Here is a 23,428-nt window from a genome sequence, read left to right as displayed (position 1 = left end):
TATCCCATGTCATTCGGATACCCACCGGCAGAGCAAACGTCAGAGATCCCCGTATGCCCCAGGCATCCGGACCGGCCCTCCTACGTGCGCTGCCAGCGTTGCGGCAGGCCAGCCTGCCCGGAATGCCAGCGAGCAGCTCCGGTTGGGTTCCAATGCGTTGACTGTGTCAACGAAACAGCGCGTTCGACGCCGGCCGCGCGGTCCGTCTATGGCGGCACCGCGCGGCCTGGCCCGCCTGTAGCGACGTATACGATCATCGCGGCGTGCGTGGCCGTCTATATCCTGCAGTGGATTGTGCCGGGCGACTGGATTTTCCAGGAGATGGCTTTTGCCTCCGCCTTGGCTGAACCTGAGCCGTGGCGAATGCTGACGGCCGCCTTCCTGCACTCCCAAAGCTTCATCCTCCACATCGTGCTGAACATGTACACGTTGTGGATCTTTGGCCAGGCGCTGGAGCCCCTCCTGGGACGCATACGCTTCCTGGCGATCTACCTGCTTTCCGCGGTAGGCGGTTCCGTTGGCTTCTACCTGCTCACGCCCATCTACCCACCTATTCCCGTAGTTGGCGCGTCAGGTGCGATCTTTGGCCTCTTTGGGGCCATGCTGGTGATCCAACGCCATCGGGGTGGCGACACCAGGCAACTTTGGGTGCTGATTGCCATCAACGGTGTAATCGGCTTCCTGGTACCCGGGATTGCCTGGCAGGCCCACTTGGGCGGGTTGGTTACTGGCGCGCTGGCTGCCGCAGCCGTGGCCTACGTACCCCGTGGGCGACGCCGTGGACTCTTCCAAGCCGGCGCCCTGGTGCTTGTATTTGCTGCCCTGGTCCTGGCGACGGTCCTCCGACCCGTTTAGGGCCCTTTCCCATCCCTACTGGGGCGCACGTCGTCTGGCGGGCGCCCCATTCTTTTGCCTTCGCTGGCGACCATGCTTTGAAAGCCGCAGGGAGCCGCATATTGTCAGCCTGCTTTTCCACAGGCGTTATCCACACTGTGCGTAACTTACATTCGTGTAGTTCGAGAGGCTTTCCTACCTCCTGGCTCGTCTTCTCGCGGATGTGCTCGCCTGGAAAGAGATTCCCACATCAGTAATCCACATCTGTGGATAACTTTGAGGCCCCGGGCTGTGGCTAAGTGGAAAAGTAGGGGTTCCACGCGCAGTCTGTGGAAAATCTTGCCGTTGAGGGTGCGTGCCTTGGGCTTTCAACAGACTTATCAACACTGTTAATAACTCACAGGCCTGTGATTTGGATCCTTCCACAGGCCCGCAATCCGCGTAAATACAGGCCAGAGCGCCACATCCACCAAGCGCTGTCCACACTTGTGGATAACTTGTGGAGAGCGGCCTGTTCTTAAGTGGGTAACTGCCTTGGACGGAAACCCACAGCACCGAAGAGCTCCTGCTGAGCCGTCCCTACGCCTGGAGAGGTCGTTTTGATCGGAATCCACGCCCAAGGATGACAACTTCAATAGGTGGAACGTGAACACTCCGTGAAACTAGCTCAACAATCCACAGCCTTATTCACATTGGGTATAACGTGCTGCAGGCTTGGCTTCACCCTGGATCGGCTCCAACTAGCCGTTCTCTGTGGATATTGCTGGGATGTCCACGTACTTTCTCCACACCTGTGGATAAAGTTGTGCACTTCTGTGGAACCGCGGAACTACACCCACACGCCGGAGCTGCCACGCCGGTGGCTGCCGACCAGGTGGGTGTCAATCATTCCGATGGCTTCCATGAGCGCGTGCATGGTGGTGGGGCCGACAAAGGCAAAGCCCTTCTTTCGGAGCGCCTTGGATAAAGCGACAGACTCCGGAGACTGCGTCTGCAAGTCCTGCATGGTGGCGGGACTTGGAGTTGAGGCTGGCTGGAAGGACCAGACGAAATCCACAAGCCCTCCTTCCTGGCGCAGGGCCAGCGTGGCGCGGGCATTAGTGATGGCGGCCTGGATTTTCAGGCGGTTACGGACAATCCCCGCGTCCTGCATTAGCCGCTCAACGTCCCGCTCCGTGTACTCGGCAACGATTTCCGGGTCGAAGTTGGCAAAGGCGGCCCGGAAGGCCGGGCGTTTCCTGAGGATGGTGGCCCAGGACAGGCCTGACTGGAATCCCTCAAGGCTGATGCGTTCATAGAGGCCGTGCTCGTCCCTGACAGGCATGCCCCATTCCTGGTCGTAGTAATCGCGCAGCATCGGGTCCACAGAAGCCCACGCGGGACGCGCCAAGCCGTCTTCGCCAATGATCGTCCCCAAGGCCTGGGATGGGCCGGACTGGACCCGCTCAACCGGAACCGGGTGGCTTTCAGCTGTGTTGGGCACCGCGGCAGGGCTTGGGTTGTTTTGCGTTGTTGCTTGAGCGTCCATGTGGCTTGTCCTGTCCTTATGCGTCCTACGCGTCATTGTGCCCTCTAGCTATGACAATCTGGCAGCTACAACAATCTGGCAGCTACAACAATCTGGCAGCTACAACCATCCAGTGACCCGCATGGTGATGTTGATTCGACCGTGGTCCAAACCGCAGCCCGCAGGCGCGGTGCCCGGGAGGACTTTTGGGATGCCGTGGTAAGCAAAGCGGGAGGGACCTCCGAACACAAAGAGATCCCCCGAGGCCAAGGTCAGGTCGGTGTACGGCTTGGTACGGGTGGCCGTATTCCCGAAGCGAAAAATGCACGAGTCGCCGATGGACAGGGAAACCACCGGTGCATTGGACTTCTCATCCTTGTCCTGATGCATACCCATGGTCGCCGCATCGTCGTAGTAATTCACCAGGGCCGCGTCTGGAGAAAAGTCCGACGACGGGTCCCCTGCACCGTAGACACCAGGGTCGCTCGCAACTGACCCAGCCTCTGCAACGGCCCTTCTCCCCAGCCGTACCATCCAGTCGGGAAACTCCAGCACACGCATTCCATTCACGTCCGTGGCTTCGCGGGTGTAGCGGTACGGCTGCCAATGCCAACCAAGGCAGACCGTGCGAACGGACATCCTATGTCCGCCCGGCATAACGGCGGCCCGCGGCGGAACCGGACCAGCGGCCCATTGCCGGAACTGGTGGACAATCCAGGACTGTTCCTCCAAATTCAGCCAACCGGGCATATGCACTGCGCCCGCGGCCACCTCCCGAGGCTCGGCCGGCAGTGGGAACAAAGCCCCGCTCATGCTGCCTCCATGTCCAACAGTGTTCGCTTTGCATCTGTGCCGCCAAGATACTGGCCCAGGCTGCCATCCGAACGAACCACCCTGTGGCATGGGACGATCAAGGGCAAGGGATTAGTGGCGCAGGCGCTGCCAACGGCACGGACAGCCTTGGGATTACCTGCAGCAGCGGCCACCTGGGCATAACTGGCAGTGTGTCCGTAGGCGATATCGGGCAAATGGTGGAGCACACTGAGCCGGAACCCTCGTGACAGGCTCAGGTCCAGCGGCAGGTCAAAGGAACGGCGTTTCCCTGCGAAGTACTCCCCCAGTTCGCGCGCAGCTGCATCCAGCCTGGCGGGGGCAAGGAGGATCCGAGGGCTGATCCGTTGGGCCAGTTCCTGCAGCACCGCGTCGTGGCCCTCAACGGAGAAAGCCACCCTGACCACGCCGCGATCTGTGGCTGCCAAGAGGAGCTCCCCGAGCGGTGAATCGATGGTGCGGTATGCAACATCCAAGAGGCCCTCGCGATCAGCAGCCTCGGCCAGGAGCCCGGCCAGCCGCCCGACGTCGTCGGACGCTGCTTTGTTAAGCGGCGCTAAAAGCATGGCCGCCTCCTGCGGTTCCTCAAGATCAGCCACGTCTGTGCCGCCCAGCGGCTTAAAGCCGTTGTTGGCAAACTGCTCAATCATGGCGTTGTCCTTTCACTGGCTCGGCGCTAACGGTGAGCTGGGCACGCAGGTTCCGGACGCCGTCGGACGCGGCGCGGCGGGCGGCCTCGGCGGTGCCGCCCAGCAATTCGGCCACATCCCTATAAGGCAAGCCGGCCAGGTGATGGTAAGCGACGGCCTGGCGCTGGCGCTCGGGAAGGTTTCGGATGGCGGCGATGAGGTCCGCCTGGCGGTCACCTGGGACGCCGAGCCTGGATTCCGACGGCGGCAGCTCGGCGACCGCCACCGGCCTGCGGTTCCGTCCACGGATGATGTCGATGGACTTGCGGTGGGCGATGGTGATTAGCCACGCCTCGACGTTCGCTGTTGGTGGCAGCTCCGGATAGGCCCGGAGCGCGGAAAGGAATGTTTCCGACCACGCATCGTCTGCATCGTCCGGCCCCACCACGGCACGGCAGACCCGCAGGACCGTGGGTCCATGCTCGCGGACGATCCGCTCAAAGGGCTTTTTGGGTTCCATCACGTTGTAGACGATCCCACGGGTAGGAATGTGAGCCCGTCAAAAGAGCCGGCTTTCCCGGTCACATTCGGGCGCTTCGAGGTCCAGGAGGGCCCGTTTGTTCTCCAGTCCGCCTGCGTACCCGGTCAACCTGCCGTCGTGGCCCACCACGCGGTGGCACGGGATCAGGATGCTGATCGGATTGCGTCCGACGGCGGCGCCCACTGCCTGGGCCATCCCCGGGTCGCCAAGCTCGGCGGCCAGCTGACCGTACGTGACGGTGGTGCCGTAAGGGATCTTTTCCAACCGCGTCCACACGCGTTGCTGGAAGTCTTTTCCGTCGGCGCGGTACGGAATCTCAAAGCTGCTTCTGGCACCGCGGAAGTACTCGTCCAGCTGTTGTCCCACCAGGCTGAATAACGCGTCGTCCGAAGCTGCCGGATTGCCAAAGAATTCCTGAGGCGGCATATGCCAGTGGCCATCGAAGAAGATGCCCTTGAGGACATCGCCGTCGGCAACCAGGGTAAGGCGGCCAAGGGGCGAGGTGAGCGTGCTGTGTCGTGGTCCCATGCTTAGTAGACGCTGACGGTGGCCAAAACGTGAGGTCGGAATTGGCGGTAGCCCAGGCGGCGGATTCTAGGAGCGCCAGCGGGTGGTCATTAGGAACCCGAGGATCGCGATGCCGAAGCCCGCAACAATGTTCCAGGAACCCCAGGCAGGCACAGGAAATTGGCCCTGGCTGATGTAGAACGCAATGATCCACAGGAGGCCGATAACCATCAGCCCGAACATCACAGGCTTGTACCACACCGGGTTCGGCTTGTAGGCCTGCGCGGACGTTGTCTCCTCGGTCCGGCGGACAGGACGCTTTCGGGGCTTGGACTCGGGCACAGATCCTCCTTGGCCAGCGCGTGATGCCGCGAACAGCTTGATATCCTGCAGTGAGGAAATCGTCAGCGGTCGCAGCGCTCACGGTATGTTCTGGGTTCCTACTAGCTGTCAAGTCTAGCCGGAGTTCTGGGGGAAACCGGCGCTGTCCCCGCCTGTCAGGAGGAGAGCCATTGGCCCAGCAGCACGTCTCGGCTGCAACGCCAGGCGAAGATGAGGAAACCTCCCGCGCGCGTACCCGTGCCCAAGGCGGTAATGCCGGCACCTGGACCAGCGGAACCAACAACAGGAACGACGACGGCGGACGGCGACGCAGGAAAAACGGCGGTAACGGTGGCCGCCCCCGGCGCCGGGGGTCCGACGTCGTCCGCATGATCATCCAAGTGGTGGGCGAGCTCCTGATCACCGCGGGGGTCATCCTGCTGCTATTCGTCGCATGGGAACTCTGGTGGACCAATGTCCAGGCCGACGCCAAGCAGGACGAGGTCATCAAGAACTTCACTCAGGATTTCAAGGGGCCGCTGGCTCCTGCGGTGCCGTCGCCGTCGGCAACCCAAGGCACTGCCCCGGTGGACTACGGTCCGCCACCTGTTGCCACACCACCGGCACATGGCGGAACGATCGGCATCGTCTACATTCCCCGCTTTGGCAAGGACTACACACGTCCCCTCATCCAGGGCACCAGCTCGGACGTTTTGGACAGCCTGGGCCTGGGCCACTACCCGGATACCACCATGCCGGGGGCTCCAGGGAACTTCGCCGTAGCCGGGCACCGACAAACGCACGGCGCCGTGCTGGACAACATCCACCAACTGGTGCCGGGCGACCGGATATATATCCAGACCAAGGACGCGTATTACACCTACGTGTTCCGAAACAACCAGATCGTTCTGCCGAGCAGGACTGACGTGATCCTTCCGGTCCCGACGCAGCCAGGTGCCACGCCCACGGAAAGCTACCTGACCATGACCAGCTGCAATCCGCGCTTCGGGGCCCAGGAACGGATCATCGCCTACTCCATCCTGGAGCGATGGCAGCCGGTTTCCGCAGGCCCGCCAGCCGAAATCGCAGCACAGGTCCAAGCCGCACACGGAAAGGGATAGCCGCATGTACGCGTGGATTTTCCGTCATTTGCCTGGGCCACTCTGGGTCCGCATCCTGACATCCGCAGCCCTTGTGGCCGGCGTGCTGGTACTGCTTGTCCAGTTCGTCTTCCCCTGGATCTCCCAATTCACTTCCCTCACCGACTCAACGATTGGTTCATAAGCCCGCCATGAGCACTACAAAAATCCTGGTCGTCGACAACTACGACAGCTTCGTTTACACCCTGGTGGGCTACCTTCAGGAGCTCGGTGCGGAAACCACCGTGGTGCGCAACGATGACGTAACTCTGTCCGAAGCCATTGAATTGGCCGAAGCCCGCGACGGCGTGCTGATCTCCCCCGGTCCCGGCACTCCGGCCGAAGCAGGCGTGTGCATTGAGCTGATCAAGTGGTGCGGAGATAACAACAAGCCCATGTTTGGTGTCTGCCTTGGCCACCAAGCCCTGGCTGAGGCCTACGGCGGCACGGTAACGCACGCCCCGGAGTTGATGCACGGGAAGACGTCCAAGGTTGAGCATCAGGGTGACAACGTCTTCGCCGGGCTGCCGTCTCCCGTCACCGCCACCCGTTACCACTCACTGGCTGCCGTGCGGGAGACCATCCCCGACGTCCTGGAAATCACAGCCGAGACTGCCAATGGCGTGATCATGGGGCTCAAGCACCGGACCGCTCCGCTGTGTGGCGTGCAGTTCCACCCGGAATCCGTGCTCACTGAGGGCGGCTACCAGATGCTCGGCAACTGGTTGGAGTCCGTGGGTATGGCAGGTGCCGCCGAACGGGCTTCGAAGCTGAGCCCCCTGATCCAGCGCTAGCGTTTCCCGGCGCCCAGCTTTCCTTGGGCTTTCCGCGGAGTGCCAGCCTTCCGGAGTTTGCCTAGCCGAGGAGCTCCGGCGGGGTTCCTTGGGCCTTGCTCTTGCTCGGCGTTGGCGTGGGTGTGGGCGTCGGACTTGGTGCCGGCGCCTTCGCCACGGTCACCGTGATGGTTTTGCCCTGCTCCACCGCACTGTTGACGGGGTCGCTCTGCCCTGTGACCTTGCCAGGCTCCACTTGGCTGTTTTCGGCTTCCTTCACGGCAATGCCCAAGCCGTTCGATTTCAACAAGGCTTCCGCCTCAGCCACAGTGAGCCCTGCCAGCTGCGGGACCAGGACCTTGCCCGTGGAAACGATGATCTCCACAGTGGAGCCAACAGCCACGGTTGAGCCCGGGGCAGGGTTTGTTGTGATGACCATGTTGGCGGGCACAGTGGCGCTGTTCGCCAACGTTGTGGTGGGTGCACCGACCAGGCCCTTTTGCCTCAGGACGTCGCGAACGGCTGCCTCTGTCCGGCCCGGCAAGTCCGCCGGGATTGTCACAGCGCTTGGACCATCGGAGACATTCAGCGTGACGTCCGACCCCGGATCCACGGATGATCCGGCAGGCGGCTGTGTGCCGATCGCAATTCCCTTGGCGATGGTGTCGTGCGGCAGCCGCTTAATCTGCGGCTTTAGGTTCTGTTCATAGAGCTTTTGCAGGGCCGCCGACTCGCTTAAGTCCTGCACGGAGGGGACAGCGATCTTGGCTGGTGGCGGCGGTTTCTGGTTCACGGTGTTGTAGAGCCAGAACCCGGCTCCGGCGAGGATGAGCAGCGTGAAAATCACCAGAGTGGCGGCCCAAAGCCTGCGGCGCGACCTTTGGCGGCGAGTCCGCGTACGTTCCTGCGGCAGTTCCAGCGGCAGGTTGTCCTCGTCAGGGGCCTCGTACAGTGACAGGACGGCGTCGTCTAGCTGCGTCGCAGGTATACCCACAGTGCGGGCGTCGTCCGCGTAGCCGCCGCCGGTGACGCTCAGTGCCGCGGTTGCCTCCTGCGGGGACGGAACCATGTCGTTCGGGTCAGTGGGTACCTCGGTGGCCGGAAGGGCTGGAACCGCGACGCCGTTGATCGCCGCCCGTAGGGCACGGCGGAACGCTGCGGCATCCTGGAAGCGGTCGGCCCGTTTCTTCTGCAGTCCCTTGGCCACAACGCTGTCCAATGCCTCGGAAACTTGCGGGTTGAGGCTGCTGGGCGGCTCTGGGGCCTCGCGGACGTGCTGGTATGCCACGGATACCGGACTGTCACCAATGAATGGAGGCCGGCCCGTCAGCATTTCATACAGCAGGCACGCTGCTGAGTACAGATCGCTGCGCGCGTCAACGGTTTCGCCCAGAGCCTGTTCTGGCGAAAGGTATTGGGCTGTGCCTACAACGGCTTGGGTCTGGGTCATGGTCGCTGCAGAATCAGCCATGGCACGGGCGATGCCAAAGTCCATGACCTTGACGTCCTCCCCACCACCAGTGACCATCACGTTGGCGGGTTTGATGTCACGGTGCACAATGCCGGCCTTGTGGCTGTATTCCAGCGCAGCAAGCACCCCGAGGGCGAAATCCACAGACTGTTCGATGCTGAGTTCGCGATTTCGAATCAGCTCACGAAGCGTCCGGCCGGAGACGAACTCCATGACGATGTAGGGAACCCGGACATTCTCACCAGGGCCCGTGGCGGGGCATTCCCCGGTGTCGTACACGGCCACAATCGCCGGGTGGTTCAGTGCGGCGACCGCCTGGGCCTCGCGCTTGAATCGGGCCAGGAACTGTGGATCCCGGGCCAGGTCGGCACGCAGGAGCTTCACGGCTACCGTGCGGCCAAGTACCGTATCAGTGCCGCGGAAAACATCTGCCATTCCGCCGCGGCCAATCAGTTCGCCGAGTTCATACCGTCCGTTGAGGACACGCTGGGTATTCATTGCTGAGCTGTCCTCTCTACTGGTGCTTGGCGGCCTGCGCTGGAGCGCTGCTTTGGTTCGGTGGAATCGCTGGGATTCCCCGCGGCTGTCCGGGCTGGGCCGGACAGCCGTTGTAAGGCTGGCGGGTCAGTTTATTTGGGTGTGGCGGTATTGGTTGCAGTAGGCACGATGGACTTGGACAAGTGGTAAACAACCACCGATCCTGCTTCGACTTTGCTGCCTGATGCGGGATCCGAACTGACGAACGTGTTGGGCGCCTGACCCAATGAACCGTCAACCGGGTCACCCTTCTGCCAACGGAGTCCGGCACCCTCAATGATCGAGCGGACCTGTGCCTCGGTGGCGCCCGGGCCGATGGTGGGAACGGTCACCATCTCCGGACCCTTGGAGTACTGCACCGTGATGACGGTACCCCGCGGAACCGGGCCTGAAGGGTTGATCTGTGTGACCGTGCCAACCGGATCTGGGTTGAAGACCTCCACTCCGTTGACCTGAAGCCCCAAGGCAATCAGGTCGCTGCGCACCTTGCTGTACTGCTGGCCAAGGTAGGCGTCCGGGATGACGTTGACCGGAGCCTCAGTGGTCTGAGTGGGCGTGGGGCTCGCGGACGTCTGCGTGGGTGTGGGGCTCGCGGACCTGGTGGTCGGGCTGGCGCTTGGCTTGGCGCTGGTTGAGGAGGTGGTTCCGGGGTTCTGGTTAGAAGCGAACAGCCCGGACTGCGACAGCAGGAAGCCTACCAGCGCGAACAGAACCAGCAGGATCAGGGCGACAAGCGGCCAGGTCCACGGGCTGCGCTTGCGCCGTGGTGGTTCCTGCTGCTCCTCGTAGGTGTCTTCATCCTCGTCATTGCCGGGTTCCCAACCACGTTCCGCTGCCAGTGCGTTGGCCCGGTGCAGGGTGTTCCCCTGTCCCGTGCCGGAGCCGGCGCCCGCCGTGGCGGCGGCAGCGGCCGCACCGGCGGCCGCCGCGCCGACCACGGGAAGCGCGGAAGTCGCCGTCGGACGTTCACGGCCGTAGGGTGAGCTGACGACGCCGGTGGGTGCCGTCGGGACGTTAACCGGAGCGGTGATGGGACCCGTGGCGGATTCGTACAGCAACATGCCGGGAACCGCGGCGTGGGCGGCCTCAACGTCACCGTTGCGGATGGCCTCCGCCGCTTCAGCGAGCTTGATGGCGTTTGCCGGGCGGTTCTTGGGGTCCTTCGCAAGCATGGACATCAGAAGGGCGCGCACAGGCGTGGGCAGGGTGTCCGGTAGCGGTGGCGGCGCGTCGTTGACCTGGGCCAACGCGATGGCGATCTGCGACTCACCGGAAAACGGCCGATGCCCCGTGAGGCATTCGTAGCCGATAACGCCCAGCGAGTAGATGTCAGAGGAGCCGGTGGCCGTCTGGCCCGTGGCTTGCTCCGGGGCAAGATATTGCGCGGTACCCATGACCTGGCCGGTCTGGGTCAAAGGAACCTGGTCCGCAAGGCGTGCGATGCCGAAGTCGGTTACCTTCACCCGGTTGTCCGGTGTGATGAGTAGGTTGCCGGGCTTTACGTCCCGGTGCACCAGGCCCTGGGCGTGCGCTATGGCAAGGGCACGCGCGGTCTGCGCAATGATGGACATGGTCCGGTCCGGCGAGAGTACCTGCTCGCGCTCGATGATGCTGCTCAGCGGCTGGCCGGGAACAAGCTCCATCACGAGGTAGGCGGAACCCTCCTCCTCGCCGTAGTCGAACACGTTGGCGATGCCCGAGTGGTTCAGCAGGGCCGTGTGGCGCGCCTCGGCACGGAAACGCTGGAGGAAGCCGGGGTCGCCCGTGTACTCCTCTTTGAGGACCTTGATGGCGACAGCGCGGCCCAAGATCTGGTCCTTGGCCTTCCACACTTCTCCCATGCCGCCAATGGCAATGCGGCTGGTGAGTTGGAACCTGCCGCCGAGTGTGATTCCTGACGTAGGCCTCACTTATTCAACACCGCCTCAAAAATCTTCTTCGCGTTTGGACTGGTTAGCTTTGCGCCAGTGGACACATCGACGCCCTGCATGACGATGGTTACGGCCACTTGCGGGTCGTTGGCCGGGGCGAACCCGGTGAACCATGAGTTGTTCAGGCCCGTGTCGCCGAGTTCGGCGGTTCCTGTCTTGCCGGCAACCTGGATGCCCGGAACGGCCGCGCCGGCACCAATGCCTTTGGAAACGACGCCGGTCATCCACTCGGTGATCTGGCGGGAGATTTCCGGCGTCGTGGAGGTCCGAAGGACCTCGGGCTTAGGCTCGTTGATGACGCGCAGGTCCGGCGCACGGACCGTCTTGATCAGGTTGGGTTTCATTTGCACACCGCCATTGGCGATCGCAGAAGTCATCAAGGCGACTTCCAGCGGTGTGGCGCGAACGTCCCGCTGTCCGACGGCGGACTGGGCCAGGGACGCGCGGTCCAGGTTGTCCGGGAAGACACTCTTGGCGTAAGGAAGCTTCAGCTGGTTGCCCAGCTCCTCGTTGAAGCCGAACTTGGTGGCCTGCGCGGCGATGGCGTCCGCGCCAAGGTCCAGGGCGATGCTGGCGAACGGCGTGTTGCAGGATTGTTCGAGGGCAAACGCAAAGTCGGCCGTGTTCCTGACGTTGCAGTTGCCGCCAGCGTAGTTGGGCAGGCTCGCCGAGGAACCCGGCAGCGGGAGGCTGCTGGGGTTAGGCAACTGGCTGTCCTTGTTGTACTTGCCTGAGCTCAAGGCAGCGGCGGTGTCAATGAGCTTGAATGTCGATCCCGGCGCCAGCAGGGCGCCCGTGGGTCCGCTGACCGACTGGTTCAGGTTGATACCCGGGATCTTGTTGAGGGCGTCGTAGTTGGTCTTTTCCGCGTTTGCGTCATGCGTCGCTATGAGGTTTGGATCGTAGGAAGGCTTGGACACCATTGCCAGGATGGCGCCGGTCTTCGGATTCGTGACAACGATGTGGCCGCGCTGACCTTCGGGGATTAGGTCATACGCGAGCTTCTGGATGGCTGGATCGATGGTCAGCTCCACGGAAGCGCCCTTGGGCTGGCTGCCGAGGAACATTTGCCCGATCCTATCCAGGAACAGCTGGTCCGAATTGCCAGCGAGTTCGTCCCGGAGCGCCCACTCAAGTCCGGTGGAGCCGTAGTTCTTGGAGAAGAACCCGGTGAGGCCGGCGTAGAGCTCGGGCTGGGTGTACTTGCGCTGGAACTTGCAGGTCTCCGAACCCGTCACAGATTCCGCAATCGGAGTACCGGCAACAATGATCGCTCCACGGTTGTTGCAGTAGTTCTGCAGGATGGCGCGCTGGTTCCACGGGTTGCCGTTGAGGTCGTCCGCACCGATCACCTGGATGTAGCTGATGGCACCAAAAATGAGGGCGAACATGGCAACGGCGGCAAGCCAAGAGCTTCGAATGGCCTGGTTCACTGTTGCTTCACCGCCTCTGTGGGACTGTGGGAGGGCCTACGGGGAATGGAGCTGGCTCCGGGTGCCGGAGACGCCTCGGTCATGGGTGTGGTGTCCACCGGTCCGCGGGCTGTGTGCGAAATCATCAGGAGCAATCCAACGATGATCCAGTTGGCCAGCAGCGACGAACCACCAGCCGCCAAGAACGGTGTGGTTAGACCGGTCAACGGGATGAGGCGCGTTACGCCGCCGATCACCACGAAGCACTGGAGGGCCACTGCGAAAGACAGCCCGCAGGCAAGGAGTTTGCCAAAGGCGTCCCTGGTGCCCAGGGCGGCCCGGAAGCCACGCGTGACGAGCATCAGGTACAGAAGGACAATGGCGAACAGGCCCATCAGGCCCAGCTCCTCGCCAAACGACGCAATGATCATGTCGCTGTTCGCGAACGGAACCAGGTCCGGACGGCCCTCCCCCAGGCCAGTGCCGACCAGCCCGCCGTCGGCCATTCCAAACAGGCCCTGGACAATCTGGCCACTGCCGCCTGGCGAACGGCCGAACACTTCCGGAGTAAAGGCGTTGATCCAGCTGTCGATGCGGAAGGCGACGTGGGAGAAGATCCGCGACGCCGCGAAACCACCGCCCAGGATCAGGGCGAGGCCAATCACCACCCAGCTGATGCGGCTGGTAGCGACGTAGATCATCACGATGAACAGGCCGAAGAACAGGAGCGAGGTGCCGAGGTCCCGCTGGAAGACCAGGACGCCGATGCTGACCAGCCACGCAGTGATCATGGGGCCCATGTCCTTGAACCGCGGGAACTGCATTGGGCCGATCTTCCGGCCAGCCAACAGGATGAGGTCGCGGTTGGAGGAAAGATAACCGGCAAAGAATATGGCCAGGGTGATTTTGGCGATTTCACCGGGCTGGAACGTCATGGGCCCAAGCTTGATCCAGACGCTCGCACCCAGGATCTCACCAGCGGAGATGCCTGGAACAAGGGGCAGGATGAGCAGCAAGGCGCTGACAGCCAGCGAAATGTAGGTGAAGCGCCGCAGAATCCTGTGGTCCTTCAAGGCCCAAATCACCGCCAAGGAGACGGCCATGGCGACCACGGTCCAGCGGAGCTGGTTGTTGCCGGCATCCGCGCCAGGCGGATCAAGCCGGTGGATCATTGCTAGGCCAAGACCGTTCAGGGCCACGACAATGGGAAGAATCACCGGATCGGCATACTTCGCGCGGATCCTCAGGACCACATGGAAGGCAAGGGCAGCGACGGCCAGCAGGCTCGATTGGAACCAGAAGTCATTGTCGAAGGACTTGTCAGTATTCAGTCCTGTCAGGGCACTGGCGCCGATGCCCACGCCAAGGGCAAGCAGGAGCAAGACCAATTCAACGTTCCGGCGTGGCTTTGGGGCGGCATCAATAGGTGTCATTTCGCCACCTCACACGTCGGGCTGGTTTTGGGCGCGGCGCTGCCTTGGCCGGTGGGCTGCGGACTGGCCGCCGCAGCTGACGACGGGGCACCCGGTGATGACGGCGCCGTCGAGCCCGGGCTGGCGGTTGGGGCGGTGCTGGCGGTTGGGGAAGCGCTGGCGCTCGGCTTGGCGCACTCTCCGGGCGTGGTGCTGCCCGTTTCCTTCAGGTTCCGGACGATGGCTTGGGCGTCGTAGAGGTCGCTGGCTGGTACGGTCTGCCGTACGCGCTGCTGCGTGAACTCGGGCAGCGAGTCCATGCGGATTTCGGTCACGGTTTCCAGCGTGGAGAGCTGAATGGGTCCCAATCGCTGCGAGATGCCGTTGTAGATTGCTACACGCCGGTCATATTCGCCGATGTAGTAACGGGTTTGGGTCCAGGCGTACCCAAGCCAAAGGCCCGCCACCACGAACAGCGCCAGGACGGCGGCGAAGGTCACCGTGATCCAGCGGCGGCGGCGCGGATGGGTACCTTCCTCGGCCTCGAGGGCTGCCAGGCGGTCCTGCTCCGCCTTGTGCGTGAGGACCGTGGCCGCGCGGCGGGCGACGCTTCGCCCGGCGACTGTGGGAATCGAGCCGGTTTCCGCGGCTTCGGCGGCTGCGCCCACTAACTCGTGCGGACGGCTTGCCAGTTCTTCGCGGAGGACCTCGGCGGACAGGTGTTCCCCAAGATGCGGATCTGTGGTGGTGTCTGGTTCCTTGAGATCGTCCGTTGCGGGACTGGAAGAGGCGGCAGCCTCTGACGCCAGTGCGGCAGTCTTGCTGGATGGCGTTCCACCTGCGGCACTGGGGACTGCTTTTGAATCGCTGCCAGCGCCGGCAGTCGGCTTGGCCTTGGGCTGAGCGGAGGCATCGGCTTTACCGCTGGCTGCTGCCGCCGCAGCCGGACTTTCTACAGCGGCCGCCTTTGCTGCGGCTGGAGCCTTAGCTGCCGTCCCGCCGTCGGGCTCTTCATCGGCAGATTTGGTGCCTGTTATTTTGTCCGCCGCCGCCGGAAGGGCCACGACGTCGACGGCGTCCGTACTGACGTCGTCGTGGGTCTCCTGGTTGATTTCCAGAACCACCACGGTGACGTTGTCCGGTGCGCCGGCGGCGAGGGTCAGTTCGACCAGCTTGTTGGCGCATTGCCTGAGGCTTAGAGTCTCGCGGACCACCTTCTCCACGACGTTGCCCGGAACGTAGTTCAGGCCGTCAGAGCATAGGAGCCAGCGTTCGCCGGGTTCTACATCCAGCGTTGCAAGGTCCAGCTCCGGACTGGCATCGACGTCTCCCAGGACGCGCATGAGGACGTTCTTATGCGGGTGGGACTCAGCTTCTTCCGGAAGCAACCGGCCCTCGTCAATGAGGCGTTGCACAAAGGTATGGTCCACGCTGATCTGCTCGAACGTGCCGCCTGCGCCGCCGCGGAGCCGGTATGCGCGGGAATCGCCGATGTGGGCGAAGTGCAGCTTGCCCTCGGCGAGGAGGAGCGCCGTGACCGTGGTTCCCATGCCCGCAAGCTTGGGGTTGATGTGAACCAGCTCGGAAAGCAGGGAGTTGGCCGTTTGGATTTCATCGGCCAGGACGGTTTCGGCATCGCCGTCGTAGTTGTCCTGGTCCAGGTGGATCATGTCCAGCACCGTCGACGCGGAGGCAATGTCACCGCCCGCGTGTCCGCCCATGCCGTCAGCGACGACGGCCAGGTGACGCCCGACGTAGGCGGAGTCATCGTTCTTGGAACGGATCCTGCCGACGTCGGAACGGGCCGCGTAGCGCATGATCAAGGGGCGCTGGGCAGGCACGGCATTGCCTTCGGTGGTCTGGGCAACAGCCATCGGCTACGGCCTCAATTCAATGACCGTCTTGCCGATCCTCACGGGGACGCCAAGCTCCACCGGCAGGGCGCGAGTGAGCTGCTGGTCGGCCAGGTAGGTGCCATTAGTGGAGCCCAGATCCTCGATGAACCAGCGGCTACCCTGCGGGAACAAACGGGCATGCCGGCCCGAAGCGTAGTCGTCTTCCAGGACCAGCGTGGCCTCTTGGGCACGGCCAAGCAGGATGGGGCTGGACGCCAGCGGTACGGAAGTGCCCTTGAGCGGACCTTCCACTACAACCAACTGGCGGGCTTGTTGCCGGACGGGCTGCGGCGGTGGTGTGGCCAGCGAAGGATCCTTCCGCACCTGGCGCGCGGTGGGGGCACCCGTGGCAGCCTTGCGGCCGATCATCAGGTCCCGGCGCATGGCCGACACGATGCTGAAGATAAGGACCCATAGCAGGATCAGGAAACCGAAACGAAGGACAGTAATAGTCAGTTCACTCATGGGCGGCCGCCATTGGTCACGGGGAGGAGGCGGAAGATGATTTTGGTCCGCCCCATCGAAATCGTGGAACCGTCAGTAAGTTCCACGCTGCCGTTGACCTTGTGGCCGTTGACGTAGCTTCCGTTGGTTGAACCGAGATCAACGGCCCAGGTGGCCCCGTTCTCGTTGCGGATTTCAAGATGCTTTCGGGAAACGCCGGTGTCCTCGACGAGGATATCGGCTTCGGACGAGCGGCCCAGAACTACAGACGGTGCGTTCAGCGAGTAACGCTGCCCGGCGATGTCCAGGACGGGCTGGAGCTTGCCGGGATTGCGAGTGGGGGCCGCGGGGACATTCGGGCGCTGCGGAGTGGCAGAGCCTGAGGATTTCTCAGTCTTGGAGACGATCTCAAAGGAGCCCGGGCGGTTCGCTTCCTCCTTGAGGAAGGAGATCCGGACGGGACCTTGAAGTGTGTAGCCCTGGCTCCTGACGTGCTGGATAACAACGTCGCAGAGTTCCTCGGCCAGCGGAGTGCCCCACTCCTGGGCACGGCTGAAGTCTTCGGAACTTAGCAGGACGTCGAAGATATTAGGGGCGAGCGTGCGGCCGGCAGCAATGGTGATGGACTTGTTGTCCAGTTCCCTTCGAAGCCGGCTGGCAATTTCCACTGGCTCAACACGCGCCCGGGACCCCGTGGAGAAGACAGCGCCCACGGCTTTTTCAATGCCGCGTTCTACTTTATCCAGCAGACCCATGGTCTTCTCCTTTCCGTGCCGATGTCCTGCAGAAGCAAGTGCCAGGGACAGTTATCTGCACACGCCGGAGTGCGTGCGCAACAATCGCCGTTACACCCGATACTACTGTCCAACCCTGTTAATGGCCCTAATCCACAACGCACCAGAGCGCGAAAAGGTTCGTCGGTTTCAACCTCTTTTCACAGGTTCTTAGCCTTGTTTCCGCGGCTTGCTGGACCCTCCTGGGCAGAGACCGGGTGTTCGAGTGGGCTCGATATTGAGGCTGATTTACGGGCTCCTGCGCTCGATTGGTGTTTTGCTCCCGGTGTCCGTTATGCTTGATCTCGCTGCTTTTGCAGGGATGAAGCCGGTAACGTCAAGAGACTGGCAACAGACAAGCAAAAGAAGTTGCGCGCGAGTGGCGGAACGGCAGACGCGCTGGCTTCAGGTGCCAGTGTCCGAAAGGGCGTGGGGGTTCAAATCCCCCCTCGCGCACGCAATGAAAACCCCGGTCTTCGGATCGGGGTTTTTTGTTGTCTTGCCTACTGGGTTCATAGGCGGGAGTTCTAGTCTGCGCGGGCCGCAGCTCGTAGCCGGCGGCGGGAGTTGCCCAGGTGCGTGCGCATGGCCGACGCTGCCGCGGCGGAATCCCGTTCCACGATAGCCGCGTATATAGAGGTGTGTTCCTGGACCACGCGTTCGAACTGCTCAGGGGCGTACGGTTCTCCGCCGGGCATAAGGCGTGTGCGGGGCATGGCGATCATGGTTTGACCAAGTCCGGCAATGCAGTCGGCGAAGAACGGATTGGCAGATGCTTCGGCGATGGCCCGATGGAATTCGAAGTCGTATTTCATGGCCGTGGATGGGTGGCCACCGCTGCCCGCAAAGCCATCCAATGCCGTCGACATCGCCGAGAGTTGGCGGTCCGAGTGGTTGCGTGCCGCCAGGGCGGCGGCCTCGGATTCCACGCCGATCCTGAACTCCAATAGGTTCAGGCGATCCTCAAGGCTGACCACAGGCCTCCCGGTTTGGGTTCGAGCGCCGGCGTCCGGCGGCGGGGTCAGCGCGAAGCTGCCCCGTCCGCGTTCGGTCTCCACGAGTCCCTCGGCCTGAAGCCTGGTAATCGCAGCCCTGACCACTGTCCGGCTCACACTGAACTTGCTGATCAGCGTGTTCTCGCTGGGGAGCTTCTCTCCGGGCTGGATTTCGCCGTCGACGATCTGCGCTCTAAGGCGGTCGGCGACGGCGACGGTCAGGTTTTTGCTCATGCCTCCAAGGCTACGCGGCGGTCCTATGTCGGCCATCAGGCTAGGCTCCGGCCGGGACGCCGTTGCCGAACTCGACGCTGTCCGTGGTCCAGGCGCGGGCCTGCTCGCTCAGGGAGACACCTAGGCCGGGGCGGTCGGGAACGATCATGCGGCCGTTCTTGGTTTCAAGCCGCTCGTTGAACAGCGGGTCCAGCCAGTCGAAGTGCTCCACCCACGGCTCGCGCGGATAGGCGGCGGCGAGATGCAGATGGATCTCCATGGCGAAGTGCGGAGCCAGGCCCAGCCCGCGTTCGTCGGCCAGGGCCAGGAGTCGGAGGAACTGTGTGATGCCGCCGACGCGCGGGGCGTCTGGCTGGATGATGTCGCAGCCGTTCGCGGTGATCAGCCCCTTGTGTTCAGAAACAGATGCGAGCATCTCACCGGTTGCGATGGACGTGTCCAATATCTGTGCCAAGTGGGCGTGGCCCTCGAAGTCGTAGGCGTCCAGCGGTTCCTCGATCCAGACCAGGTTGAATTCCTCAAGCTGGCGGCCCATGCGCAGGGCGGTGGCGCGATCCCATTGCTGGTTGGCGTCCACCATAAGCGGTACGTCCCAGCCGATGTGCTCGCGGATTCCGGCTAGTCGGCGCAGGTCTTCCTTGGTGTCCGGGAGGCCCACTTTGATTTTGATGCCGCCGATTCCTTCGTCCAAGGAGCGTGTGGCACGGGCTTTGACCTCGTCCAGCGAGGCGTTGAGGAAGCCGCCGGAAGTGTTGTAGGTCTGAACCGAGTCGCGGTAGGCGCCTAGGAACTTGGCAAGTGGGAGGCCGGCGCGCTTGGCCTTGAGGTCGTAGAGGGCAATGTCGACGGCGGCAAGGGCCTGGGTGGCGACGCCGGAGCGACCCACCGAGGCGCCGGCCCACAGGAGTTTGGTGTAGATCTTGCCGATGTCGTTGGGGTCCTCGCCGATGAGGCCCTCTGCCACTTCCTTGGCGTGTGCGTACTGTGCCGGCCCCCCTGCGCGCTTGGAGTAGCTGAAGCCGATGCCCGTGCGGCCTTGTTCGGTGGCGATCTCGGCGAAAAGGAAGACCACCTCTGTCATGGGTTTCTGCCTTCCGGTGAACACCTTGGCGTCACTGATGGGAACAGCGAGGGGGAGGGTTGCGGTAGAGAGCTTGACGTGGCTGATGAGGTCTACGGAACCCATGGGTCCTCCTTGGTCCGGGTCGGAGCATCGTCGCCCACGCCCGCGCGTTTGCCGGGCTCGAACCTACTCTATAAATCAAAGACTTGTTATACAAGTCGCCCCCCTAAACTGACTGCCTCTTGGAGCAGGAATGTTTAGGCGACCACCCAGATGGCCGCCGCCGCAGTGGTCCCCAGCGCGATGTCCGAGTCCTGGCCGTGGATGCGGACGGTGGTCACATCGGCATAGGGCCGGCGTTCGCGGACGGTGAGGCGCGACTCGGGAGCGAGTCCTAGTTCCGTGAAGTACCTAAGCATGTCCGGATCCTCATCGGATATGCGGGTAACTGTGACCTGGCTTCCAGGTTTGGCCTGGTCCAGTTGGAAACCGACAGTGGCTGCCGGTGTACCAACTGCCGGTGGGATGGGATCGCCGTGGGGATCACGCGAAGGGTGCTTTAACAGTCGGTCGATCCGATCCACCATGAGATCGGAGACGGCATGTTCCAGGACCTCGGCTTCGTCGTGCACTTCGTCCCAACCGTAGCCCAGGATCTCCACAAGGAACGTTTCCAGGAGCCGGTGGCGGCGAACCATGGCCACGGCATGTTCCCGGCCTGCCTCCGTGAGTTCGATGCTGCCGTAGGGGGCGTGTGTCACCAAGCCTTGGGCCGCCAAGCGCTTGATTCCGTCCGAGACTGTGGAGGGCTTGACGCCGATACGCTCCGCCATGACGCCTACCGTGATTGGCTTGTCCGCCCATTCCGTAGCGGACCAGATCAGCTTCAGATAGTCCTGTGCGGTGGAGGAAAGCTCGGAAACGGGCATGGCTTCGATTCTAACAAGTCCAACGCGTGCTGTCGGGTGGCAGAGGATAAATGTTAGAGTGATCTAACATTGGTGTTTGATCAATGGAGTGCGTATGTGCGCGGAATTCGCCCCGGAAACCAACACTCCCCGGAACGAGCGGGCAAAAACCGCCGGACTGCCGAGTCGTCGCGCCATGCTCTCGAGCGCCGCGGCCCTTGCCGCCCTGCCCACCGCTGCCGGCGTCGGACTTCTCTGGCCGTCCCGCCGGCCCGAGGCATTGCTCCCCGGCGACGCCGGATCCGGTCACACACACGACGGCGGCAGCTCCTCCAGCGGGCACGCCGGCGGACAGCCTGGCAGCCAAGCCGGCGGATCGCCGTCGTCGATGTGGACCCATGCCGGGCACCCGGGGTTCGCCGGGGGATCGGTGCCGCCCGCGCGGGCGGGCATGGACCCGACGGCGGTGCTCCGCGACTTTGACCGCGGCCGCACCAGCACACTGCCCGACGGCAGGACGCTGCGGGAGTGGGACGTTGTATCCGTGGACAAGGACTTTGAGATCGCGCCTGGGGTGGTGTTCAAGGGCTGGTGCTACAACGGCCGCATTCCGGGCCCCACCCTGTGGGCAAAGGAGGGCGACGCCCTGCGGATCCATTTCACCAACCAAGGAACGCATCCGCACACGCTTCATTTCCACGGCATTCACCGCGCGGAGATGGACGGCACGCCGGGAATTGGGGCAGGATCCATTGCAGCGGGGCGGAGTTTCACATACGAATTCGACGCAGTTCCGTTCGGCACGCATCTTTATCACTGCCACCAGTCGCCCTTGGCTCCGCACATTGCCAAAGGGCTGTACGGCGGATTCGTCATCGAGCCAAAGTCCGGCCGGCCGCCGGCGGATGACGAGTTGGTTATGGTCATGAACGGCTACAACACCGATGGTGGCGACGACAACGAGTTCTATTCGGTCAACGGACTTCCGTTCCACTTTATGGACAACCCTGTCCGGGTCCGCCAGAACGCCCTGATCCGCATCCACCTGATCAATGTCCTGGAGTACGACCCGGTCAATTCCTTCCACATCCACGGCAATTTCTTCCACTACTACCCGACCGGCACCATGCTGACTCCCAGCGAATACACGGACACTGTGTCTCAGGTCCAAGGACAGCGCGGGATCGTGGAAGTGAGATTTCCGTTCCCGGGGAAGTACATGTTCCACGCCCACAAAACCGAGTTTGCCGAGCTCGGCTGGATGGGCTTCTTCGAGGTGGCAGCGGCATGACTGCCACACAGTCCCGGAAACAAGTGGCCGGCTGGCGTCGCTGGGTCCTCGGGCTGGGTCCACTTTTGTTGATCGCCGTAGTCGCCGTGCTCTTCGCGGCGCTCAATCCCGCACTCAAAGGGTTATCCGGCGGCATCCCGCCCAAGGAGGAGGTCGCCGTCGAAAGTATTCGCCTGGATCCGGGACAGATAGTCATCACGGCGCGAAACGTGGGGCCGGATCCGGTATCCATCGCGCAGGTCAACGTTTCAGACTTCTATACGACGTTTGAGCAGAGCCGTCCCACGATGGCACCGCTGGAGTCCACCACGATCAGTGTCAGCTACAACTGGGTGGAAGGCGATCCGTATGAAATCGCCCTGGTGACCTCCACGGGCGGGAAGTTCACCACGGACATCGCGGCCGCGGCGGCGAGTCCGGAGCGAGGAACACAATTCTTTGGGTTGATGGCGTTGCTTGGGGTGTATGTGGGCGTGATCCCGGTGGCACTTGGCATGTTGTGGATGCCATTTGTCCGGCGATCTCCCGCGATTTGGGTGCGGGCACTGCTGGGCTTGACCGTTGGACTGCTGGCGTTCCTGGCATTCGACGCTGCCTTCGAGGCCTTTGGCCTGGTGGCTGGGAATGGCGCTTTTGGCGGTCCGCTGGTGGTGGTCTTGGGCGCGTTGCTGGCGTACCTGCTGCTGGAGGGCAGCGATGCGCTGATGGTACGACGGCGGGATGCCGGTTCGAGTGCCGCCGCGGACCTGGGCGGACCGGCACGGGCGGGCGGGTTGCGGCTCGCTTTGCTTGTTGCCGTCGGAATCGGTTTGCACAACCTTGGTGAGGGACTCGCGATAGGTTCCGCCTACGCTGTCGGCTCGCTGGCGCTGGGCACCTCCCTGATTGTGGGCTTCGCATTGCACAACACCACTGAAGGTCTGGCGATCGTGACCCCGCTGTCCCGGCAACCAGCGGGCTTGTGGCGTTTGATGGGGCTCGGATTGATCGCCGGCGCCCCGGCCATCCTTGGCGCGGTCCTCGGAGCCACCGTTTTCCAGCCGGCCCTCGCGGCCTTCCTGCTTGGCCTCGGTGCCGGCGCGGTGGCGCAGGTAGCAATCAAGATCCTGCCGCTGATGAAGGATCCTGGCGGCAGGGTGCTGACTGTTCCCACAGTTGTTGGAATGGTGGCCGGGATGGCAGCGATGTTCACCACCGGTTTGCTGGTGGTGGCTTAGCCCTTCCCGGCCAGCAGTGCGCCGAAACCCGAAATCAGGGCCTCCAGGCCGAGGCTGAAGGCCACATCGGTGGGCCTCTTGTGGCCCTGCGCCGCGAGGCTGTCGACGGCGGCATTGAGGTTGGGGGTCCGCTCAGCCAGGCTGCCGGCGTCGTAGATGTCCTCCGGTGCGTTGACGTCGAAGGCGGCACCGAAAATAAAGGCCTCCAGGGCAACCACCGCGGAGATGATCTGTTCCTGGGGGAAGCCGGCGCGACGGAAGCCCGCCGTCACGGCCTCGTACATTGCAAGGGTCTTGGGAGCGTTGGCAACCGGCATCACGGCAATGATCGGGATGAGCGGGGTGTGCTGGGAGAAAACGTCCCGGTATGACCATGCCCAACGGCGCACGGCCGCATCCCATGGCTCGGTTTCGAAGGCGGACACATCAACCAGGTCCGCCACGTGGTCCTCGATGAGCAGCATCACGTCGTCCTTGGATGCCACGTGGTTGTAGAGGGCCGACGGTGCAACCTGCAATTGCTTGGCGAGGGCAGCCATAGTCAGCGCCTCGTAGCCCTTTCGGTTGATCAGGTCCACGGCTGCTTTGGTGATGACGGTCTGGTCCAGGACCGCCGCGGTGGGCCTGCCGGCACGACGTCGGGGAGTGGTCCCGGCAGATGCTGGGCTGGGTGCAGGCATGACGGGCCTTTCGTTGGGCGACCTCAGCATTATTCCACTTGGGTCTTTGGGGGCTTCACAGCGGGCCGGGCCACCGCTATATT

General features: G+C 63.0%; 23 protein-coding genes and 1 tRNA gene. 7 read left to right on the top strand and 17 right to left on the bottom strand.

Translation table 11 applies throughout. The features are described 5' to 3' along the window. Positions 1 to 6 precede the first annotated feature (6 nt). On the top strand, positions 7 to 855 hold the full coding sequence (locus LD110_RS10415; protein ID WP_225498740.1) for a rhomboid family intramembrane serine protease: 849 nt from the start codon (positions 7 to 9) through the stop codon (positions 853 to 855). An 808-nt stretch (positions 856 to 1,663) separates the two neighbouring features. Here LD110_RS10415 and LD110_RS10410 read toward each other — a convergent pair. The 6 genes from LD110_RS10410 to LD110_RS10385 form a co-directional block, all read right to left on the bottom strand. Further along, positions 1,664 to 2,362 (bottom strand): DNA-3-methyladenine glycosylase I, encoded by a 699-nt coding sequence (locus tag LD110_RS10410; RefSeq protein WP_225498739.1) that lies wholly within the window; start codon positions 2,360 to 2,362, stop codon positions 1,664 to 1,666. 99 nt (positions 2,363 to 2,461) lie between these two features. After that, positions 2,462 to 3,154 (bottom strand): alpha-ketoglutarate-dependent dioxygenase AlkB, encoded by a 693-nt coding sequence (locus LD110_RS10405; RefSeq protein WP_225498738.1) that lies wholly within the window; start codon positions 3,152 to 3,154, stop codon positions 2,462 to 2,464. Continuing rightward, positions 3,151 to 3,738, bottom strand: coding sequence for a methylated-DNA--[protein]-cysteine S-methyltransferase (locus tag LD110_RS10400; protein WP_225498985.1), 588 nt, complete (start codon positions 3,736 to 3,738; stop codon positions 3,151 to 3,153). The genes LD110_RS10405 and LD110_RS10400 overlap by 4 nt, the downstream gene beginning before the upstream one ends. A 76-nt stretch (positions 3,739 to 3,814) precedes the next feature. Continuing rightward, positions 3,815 to 4,321, bottom strand: a complete 507-nt coding sequence (locus LD110_RS10395; protein ID WP_225498984.1) for an RNA polymerase sigma factor — start codon at positions 4,319 to 4,321, stop codon at positions 3,815 to 3,817. A 39-nt stretch (positions 4,322 to 4,360) separates the two neighbouring features. Next, a complete protein-coding gene (locus tag LD110_RS10390) occupies positions 4,361 to 4,870 on the bottom strand; it encodes a methylated-DNA--[protein]-cysteine S-methyltransferase (protein ID WP_225498737.1) in 510 nt (169 codons plus the stop codon). Between the two features lie 66 nt (positions 4,871 to 4,936). Continuing rightward, a complete protein-coding gene (locus LD110_RS10385; protein ID WP_225498736.1) occupies positions 4,937 to 5,191 on the bottom strand; it encodes a cell division protein CrgA in 255 nt (84 codons plus the stop codon). 368 nt (positions 5,192 to 5,559) lie between these two features. On the opposite strand from LD110_RS10385, the gene LD110_RS10380 reads away from it, so the two are divergent. Genes LD110_RS10380 through LD110_RS10370 form a run of 3 tightly spaced genes read left to right on the top strand, consistent with a single transcriptional unit; the run spans position 5,560 to position 7,103 of the window. Next, positions 5,560 to 6,291: a class E sortase gene (locus tag LD110_RS10380; RefSeq protein WP_225498983.1), complete on the top strand. Its 732-nt coding sequence runs from the start codon at positions 5,560 to 5,562 to the stop codon at positions 6,289 to 6,291. A gap of 4 nt (positions 6,292 to 6,295) precedes the next feature. Beyond that, positions 6,296 to 6,454, top strand: coding sequence for a hypothetical protein (locus LD110_RS10375; protein ID WP_225498735.1), 159 nt, complete (start codon positions 6,296 to 6,298; stop codon positions 6,452 to 6,454). 7 nt (positions 6,455 to 6,461) lie between these two features. Then, positions 6,462 to 7,103 (top strand): aminodeoxychorismate/anthranilate synthase component II, encoded by a 642-nt coding sequence (locus tag LD110_RS10370; RefSeq protein ID WP_225498734.1) that lies wholly within the window; start codon positions 6,462 to 6,464, stop codon positions 7,101 to 7,103. A 61-nt stretch (positions 7,104 to 7,164) separates the two neighbouring features. Here LD110_RS10370 and pknB read toward each other — a convergent pair whose 3' ends face one another. The 7 genes from pknB to LD110_RS10335 form a co-directional block, all read right to left on the bottom strand. Further along, positions 7,165 to 9,051, bottom strand: a complete 1,887-nt coding sequence (gene pknB, locus LD110_RS10365; RefSeq protein ID WP_225498733.1) for a Stk1 family PASTA domain-containing Ser/Thr kinase — start codon at positions 9,049 to 9,051, stop codon at positions 7,165 to 7,167. A 131-nt stretch (positions 9,052 to 9,182) separates the two neighbouring features. Beyond that, complete coding sequence (locus tag LD110_RS10360) at positions 9,183 to 11,000, bottom strand: protein kinase (RefSeq protein WP_225498732.1); 1,818 nt, start codon at positions 10,998 to 11,000, stop codon at positions 9,183 to 9,185. Beyond that, the gene (locus LD110_RS10355; RefSeq protein ID WP_225498731.1) at positions 10,997 to 12,454 is read right to left on the bottom strand and encodes a penicillin-binding transpeptidase domain-containing protein; all 1,458 of its coding nucleotides are present in this window, start codon (positions 12,452 to 12,454) and stop codon (positions 10,997 to 10,999) included. The genes LD110_RS10360 and LD110_RS10355 overlap by 4 nt, the downstream gene beginning before the upstream one ends. Next, positions 12,451 to 13,866 (bottom strand): FtsW/RodA/SpoVE family cell cycle protein, encoded by a 1,416-nt coding sequence (locus LD110_RS10350; protein WP_225498730.1) that lies wholly within the window; start codon positions 13,864 to 13,866, stop codon positions 12,451 to 12,453. Before LD110_RS10350 ends, LD110_RS10355 begins: the two co-directional genes overlap by 4 nt. Continuing rightward, positions 13,863 to 15,719, bottom strand: a complete 1,857-nt coding sequence (locus LD110_RS10345) for a PP2C family serine/threonine-protein phosphatase (RefSeq protein WP_225498729.1) — start codon at positions 15,717 to 15,719, stop codon at positions 13,863 to 13,865. Before LD110_RS10345 ends, LD110_RS10350 begins: the two co-directional genes overlap by 4 nt. A gap of 3 nt (positions 15,720 to 15,722) precedes the next feature. Continuing rightward, positions 15,723 to 16,205, bottom strand: a complete 483-nt coding sequence (locus LD110_RS10340) for an FHA domain-containing protein (RefSeq protein WP_225498728.1) — start codon at positions 16,203 to 16,205, stop codon at positions 15,723 to 15,725. After that, positions 16,202 to 16,939: a DUF3662 and FHA domain-containing protein gene (locus LD110_RS10335; protein WP_225498727.1), complete on the bottom strand. Its 738-nt coding sequence runs from the start codon at positions 16,937 to 16,939 to the stop codon at positions 16,202 to 16,204. The genes LD110_RS10340 and LD110_RS10335 overlap by 4 nt, the downstream gene beginning before the upstream one ends. A gap of 391 nt (positions 16,940 to 17,330) precedes the next feature. Here LD110_RS10335 and LD110_RS10330 point away from each other — a divergent pair. Continuing rightward, positions 17,331 to 17,413 (top strand) — tRNA-Leu (locus LD110_RS10330). A 71-nt stretch (positions 17,414 to 17,484) separates the two neighbouring features. Here the strand turns inward: LD110_RS10330 and LD110_RS10325 are convergent. The 3 genes from LD110_RS10325 to LD110_RS10315 form a co-directional block, all read right to left on the bottom strand. After that, positions 17,485 to 18,186: a FadR/GntR family transcriptional regulator gene (locus LD110_RS10325; protein ID WP_225498726.1), complete on the bottom strand. Its 702-nt coding sequence runs from the start codon at positions 18,184 to 18,186 to the stop codon at positions 17,485 to 17,487. A gap of 40 nt (positions 18,187 to 18,226) precedes the next feature. Continuing rightward, positions 18,227 to 19,372 (bottom strand): mandelate racemase/muconate lactonizing enzyme family protein, encoded by a 1,146-nt coding sequence (locus tag LD110_RS10320; RefSeq protein WP_225498725.1) that lies wholly within the window; start codon positions 19,370 to 19,372, stop codon positions 18,227 to 18,229. Positions 19,373 to 19,506: 134 nt separating this feature from the next. Further along, on the bottom strand, positions 19,507 to 20,178 hold the full coding sequence (locus tag LD110_RS10315; RefSeq protein WP_225498724.1) for a metal-dependent transcriptional regulator: 672 nt from the start codon (positions 20,176 to 20,178) through the stop codon (positions 19,507 to 19,509). 94 nt (positions 20,179 to 20,272) lie between these two features. On the opposite strand from LD110_RS10315, the gene LD110_RS10310 reads away from it, so the two are divergent. Then, positions 20,273 to 21,448, top strand: coding sequence for a multicopper oxidase domain-containing protein (locus tag LD110_RS10310; protein WP_225498723.1), 1,176 nt, complete (start codon positions 20,273 to 20,275; stop codon positions 21,446 to 21,448). Next, positions 21,445 to 22,665: a ZIP family metal transporter gene (locus LD110_RS10305; RefSeq protein ID WP_225498722.1), complete on the top strand. Its 1,221-nt coding sequence runs from the start codon at positions 21,445 to 21,447 to the stop codon at positions 22,663 to 22,665. Before LD110_RS10310 ends, LD110_RS10305 begins: the two co-directional genes overlap by 4 nt. On the opposite strand, the gene LD110_RS10300 is transcribed toward LD110_RS10305, so the two are convergent. Then, a complete protein-coding gene (locus LD110_RS10300; protein WP_225498721.1) occupies positions 22,662 to 23,345 on the bottom strand; it encodes a TetR/AcrR family transcriptional regulator in 684 nt (227 codons plus the stop codon). The two genes, LD110_RS10305 and LD110_RS10300, sit on opposite strands and share 4 nt — an antisense overlap. Positions 23,346 to 23,428 lie beyond the last annotated feature (83 nt).

Source organism: Arthrobacter sp. M4, assembly GCF_020251205.1.
Classification (GTDB): domain Bacteria; phylum Actinomycetota; class Actinomycetes; order Actinomycetales; family Micrococcaceae; genus Arthrobacter.
This window is presented reverse-complemented; position numbering and strand designations above follow the sequence as displayed.

Excerpts from the sequence above, each read along its gene's own strand:
- LD110_RS10415 (WP_225498740.1), top strand. The coding sequence starts at position 7 with ATGTCATTCGGATACCCACCGGCAGAGCAAACGTCAGAGATCCCCGTA.
- LD110_RS10410 (WP_225498739.1), bottom strand. The coding sequence starts at position 2,362 with ATGGACGCTCAAGCAACAACGCAAAACAACCCAAGCCCTGCCGCGGTG.
- LD110_RS10405 (WP_225498738.1), bottom strand. The coding sequence starts at position 3,154 with ATGAGCGGGGCTTTGTTCCCACTGCCGGCCGAGCCTCGGGAGGTGGCC.
- LD110_RS10400 (WP_225498985.1), bottom strand. The coding sequence starts at position 3,738 with ATGCTTTTAGCGCCGCTTAACAAAGCAGCGTCCGACGACGTCGGGCGG.
- LD110_RS10395 (WP_225498984.1), bottom strand. The coding sequence starts at position 4,321 with ATGGAACCCAAAAAGCCCTTTGAGCGGATCGTCCGCGAGCATGGACCC.
- LD110_RS10390 (WP_225498737.1), bottom strand. The coding sequence starts at position 4,870 with ATGGGACCACGACACAGCACGCTCACCTCGCCCCTTGGCCGCCTTACC.
- LD110_RS10380 (WP_225498983.1), top strand. The coding sequence starts at position 5,560 with ATGATCATCCAAGTGGTGGGCGAGCTCCTGATCACCGCGGGGGTCATC.
- LD110_RS10375 (WP_225498735.1), top strand. The coding sequence starts at position 6,296 with ATGTACGCGTGGATTTTCCGTCATTTGCCTGGGCCACTCTGGGTCCGC.
- LD110_RS10370 (WP_225498734.1), top strand. The coding sequence starts at position 6,462 with ATGAGCACTACAAAAATCCTGGTCGTCGACAACTACGACAGCTTCGTT.
- pknB (WP_225498733.1), bottom strand. The coding sequence starts at position 9,051 with ATGAATACCCAGCGTGTCCTCAACGGACGGTATGAACTCGGCGAACTG.
- LD110_RS10350 (WP_225498730.1), bottom strand. The coding sequence starts at position 13,866 with ATGACACCTATTGATGCCGCCCCAAAGCCACGCCGGAACGTTGAATTG.
- LD110_RS10345 (WP_225498729.1), bottom strand. The coding sequence starts at position 15,719 with ATGGCTGTTGCCCAGACCACCGAAGGCAATGCCGTGCCTGCCCAGCGC.
- LD110_RS10340 (WP_225498728.1), bottom strand. The coding sequence starts at position 16,205 with ATGAGTGAACTGACTATTACTGTCCTTCGTTTCGGTTTCCTGATCCTG.
- LD110_RS10335 (WP_225498727.1), bottom strand. The coding sequence starts at position 16,939 with ATGGGTCTGCTGGATAAAGTAGAACGCGGCATTGAAAAAGCCGTGGGC.
- LD110_RS10325 (WP_225498726.1), bottom strand. The coding sequence starts at position 18,186 with ATGAGCAAAAACCTGACCGTCGCCGTCGCCGACCGCCTTAGAGCGCAG.
- LD110_RS10320 (WP_225498725.1), bottom strand. The coding sequence starts at position 19,372 with ATGGGTTCCGTAGACCTCATCAGCCACGTCAAGCTCTCTACCGCAACC.
- LD110_RS10315 (WP_225498724.1), bottom strand. The coding sequence starts at position 20,178 with ATGCCCGTTTCCGAGCTTTCCTCCACCGCACAGGACTATCTGAAGCTG.
- LD110_RS10310 (WP_225498723.1), top strand. The coding sequence starts at position 20,273 with ATGTGCGCGGAATTCGCCCCGGAAACCAACACTCCCCGGAACGAGCGG.
- LD110_RS10305 (WP_225498722.1), top strand. The coding sequence starts at position 21,445 with ATGACTGCCACACAGTCCCGGAAACAAGTGGCCGGCTGGCGTCGCTGG.
- LD110_RS10300 (WP_225498721.1), bottom strand. The coding sequence starts at position 23,345 with ATGCCTGCACCCAGCCCAGCATCTGCCGGGACCACTCCCCGACGTCGT.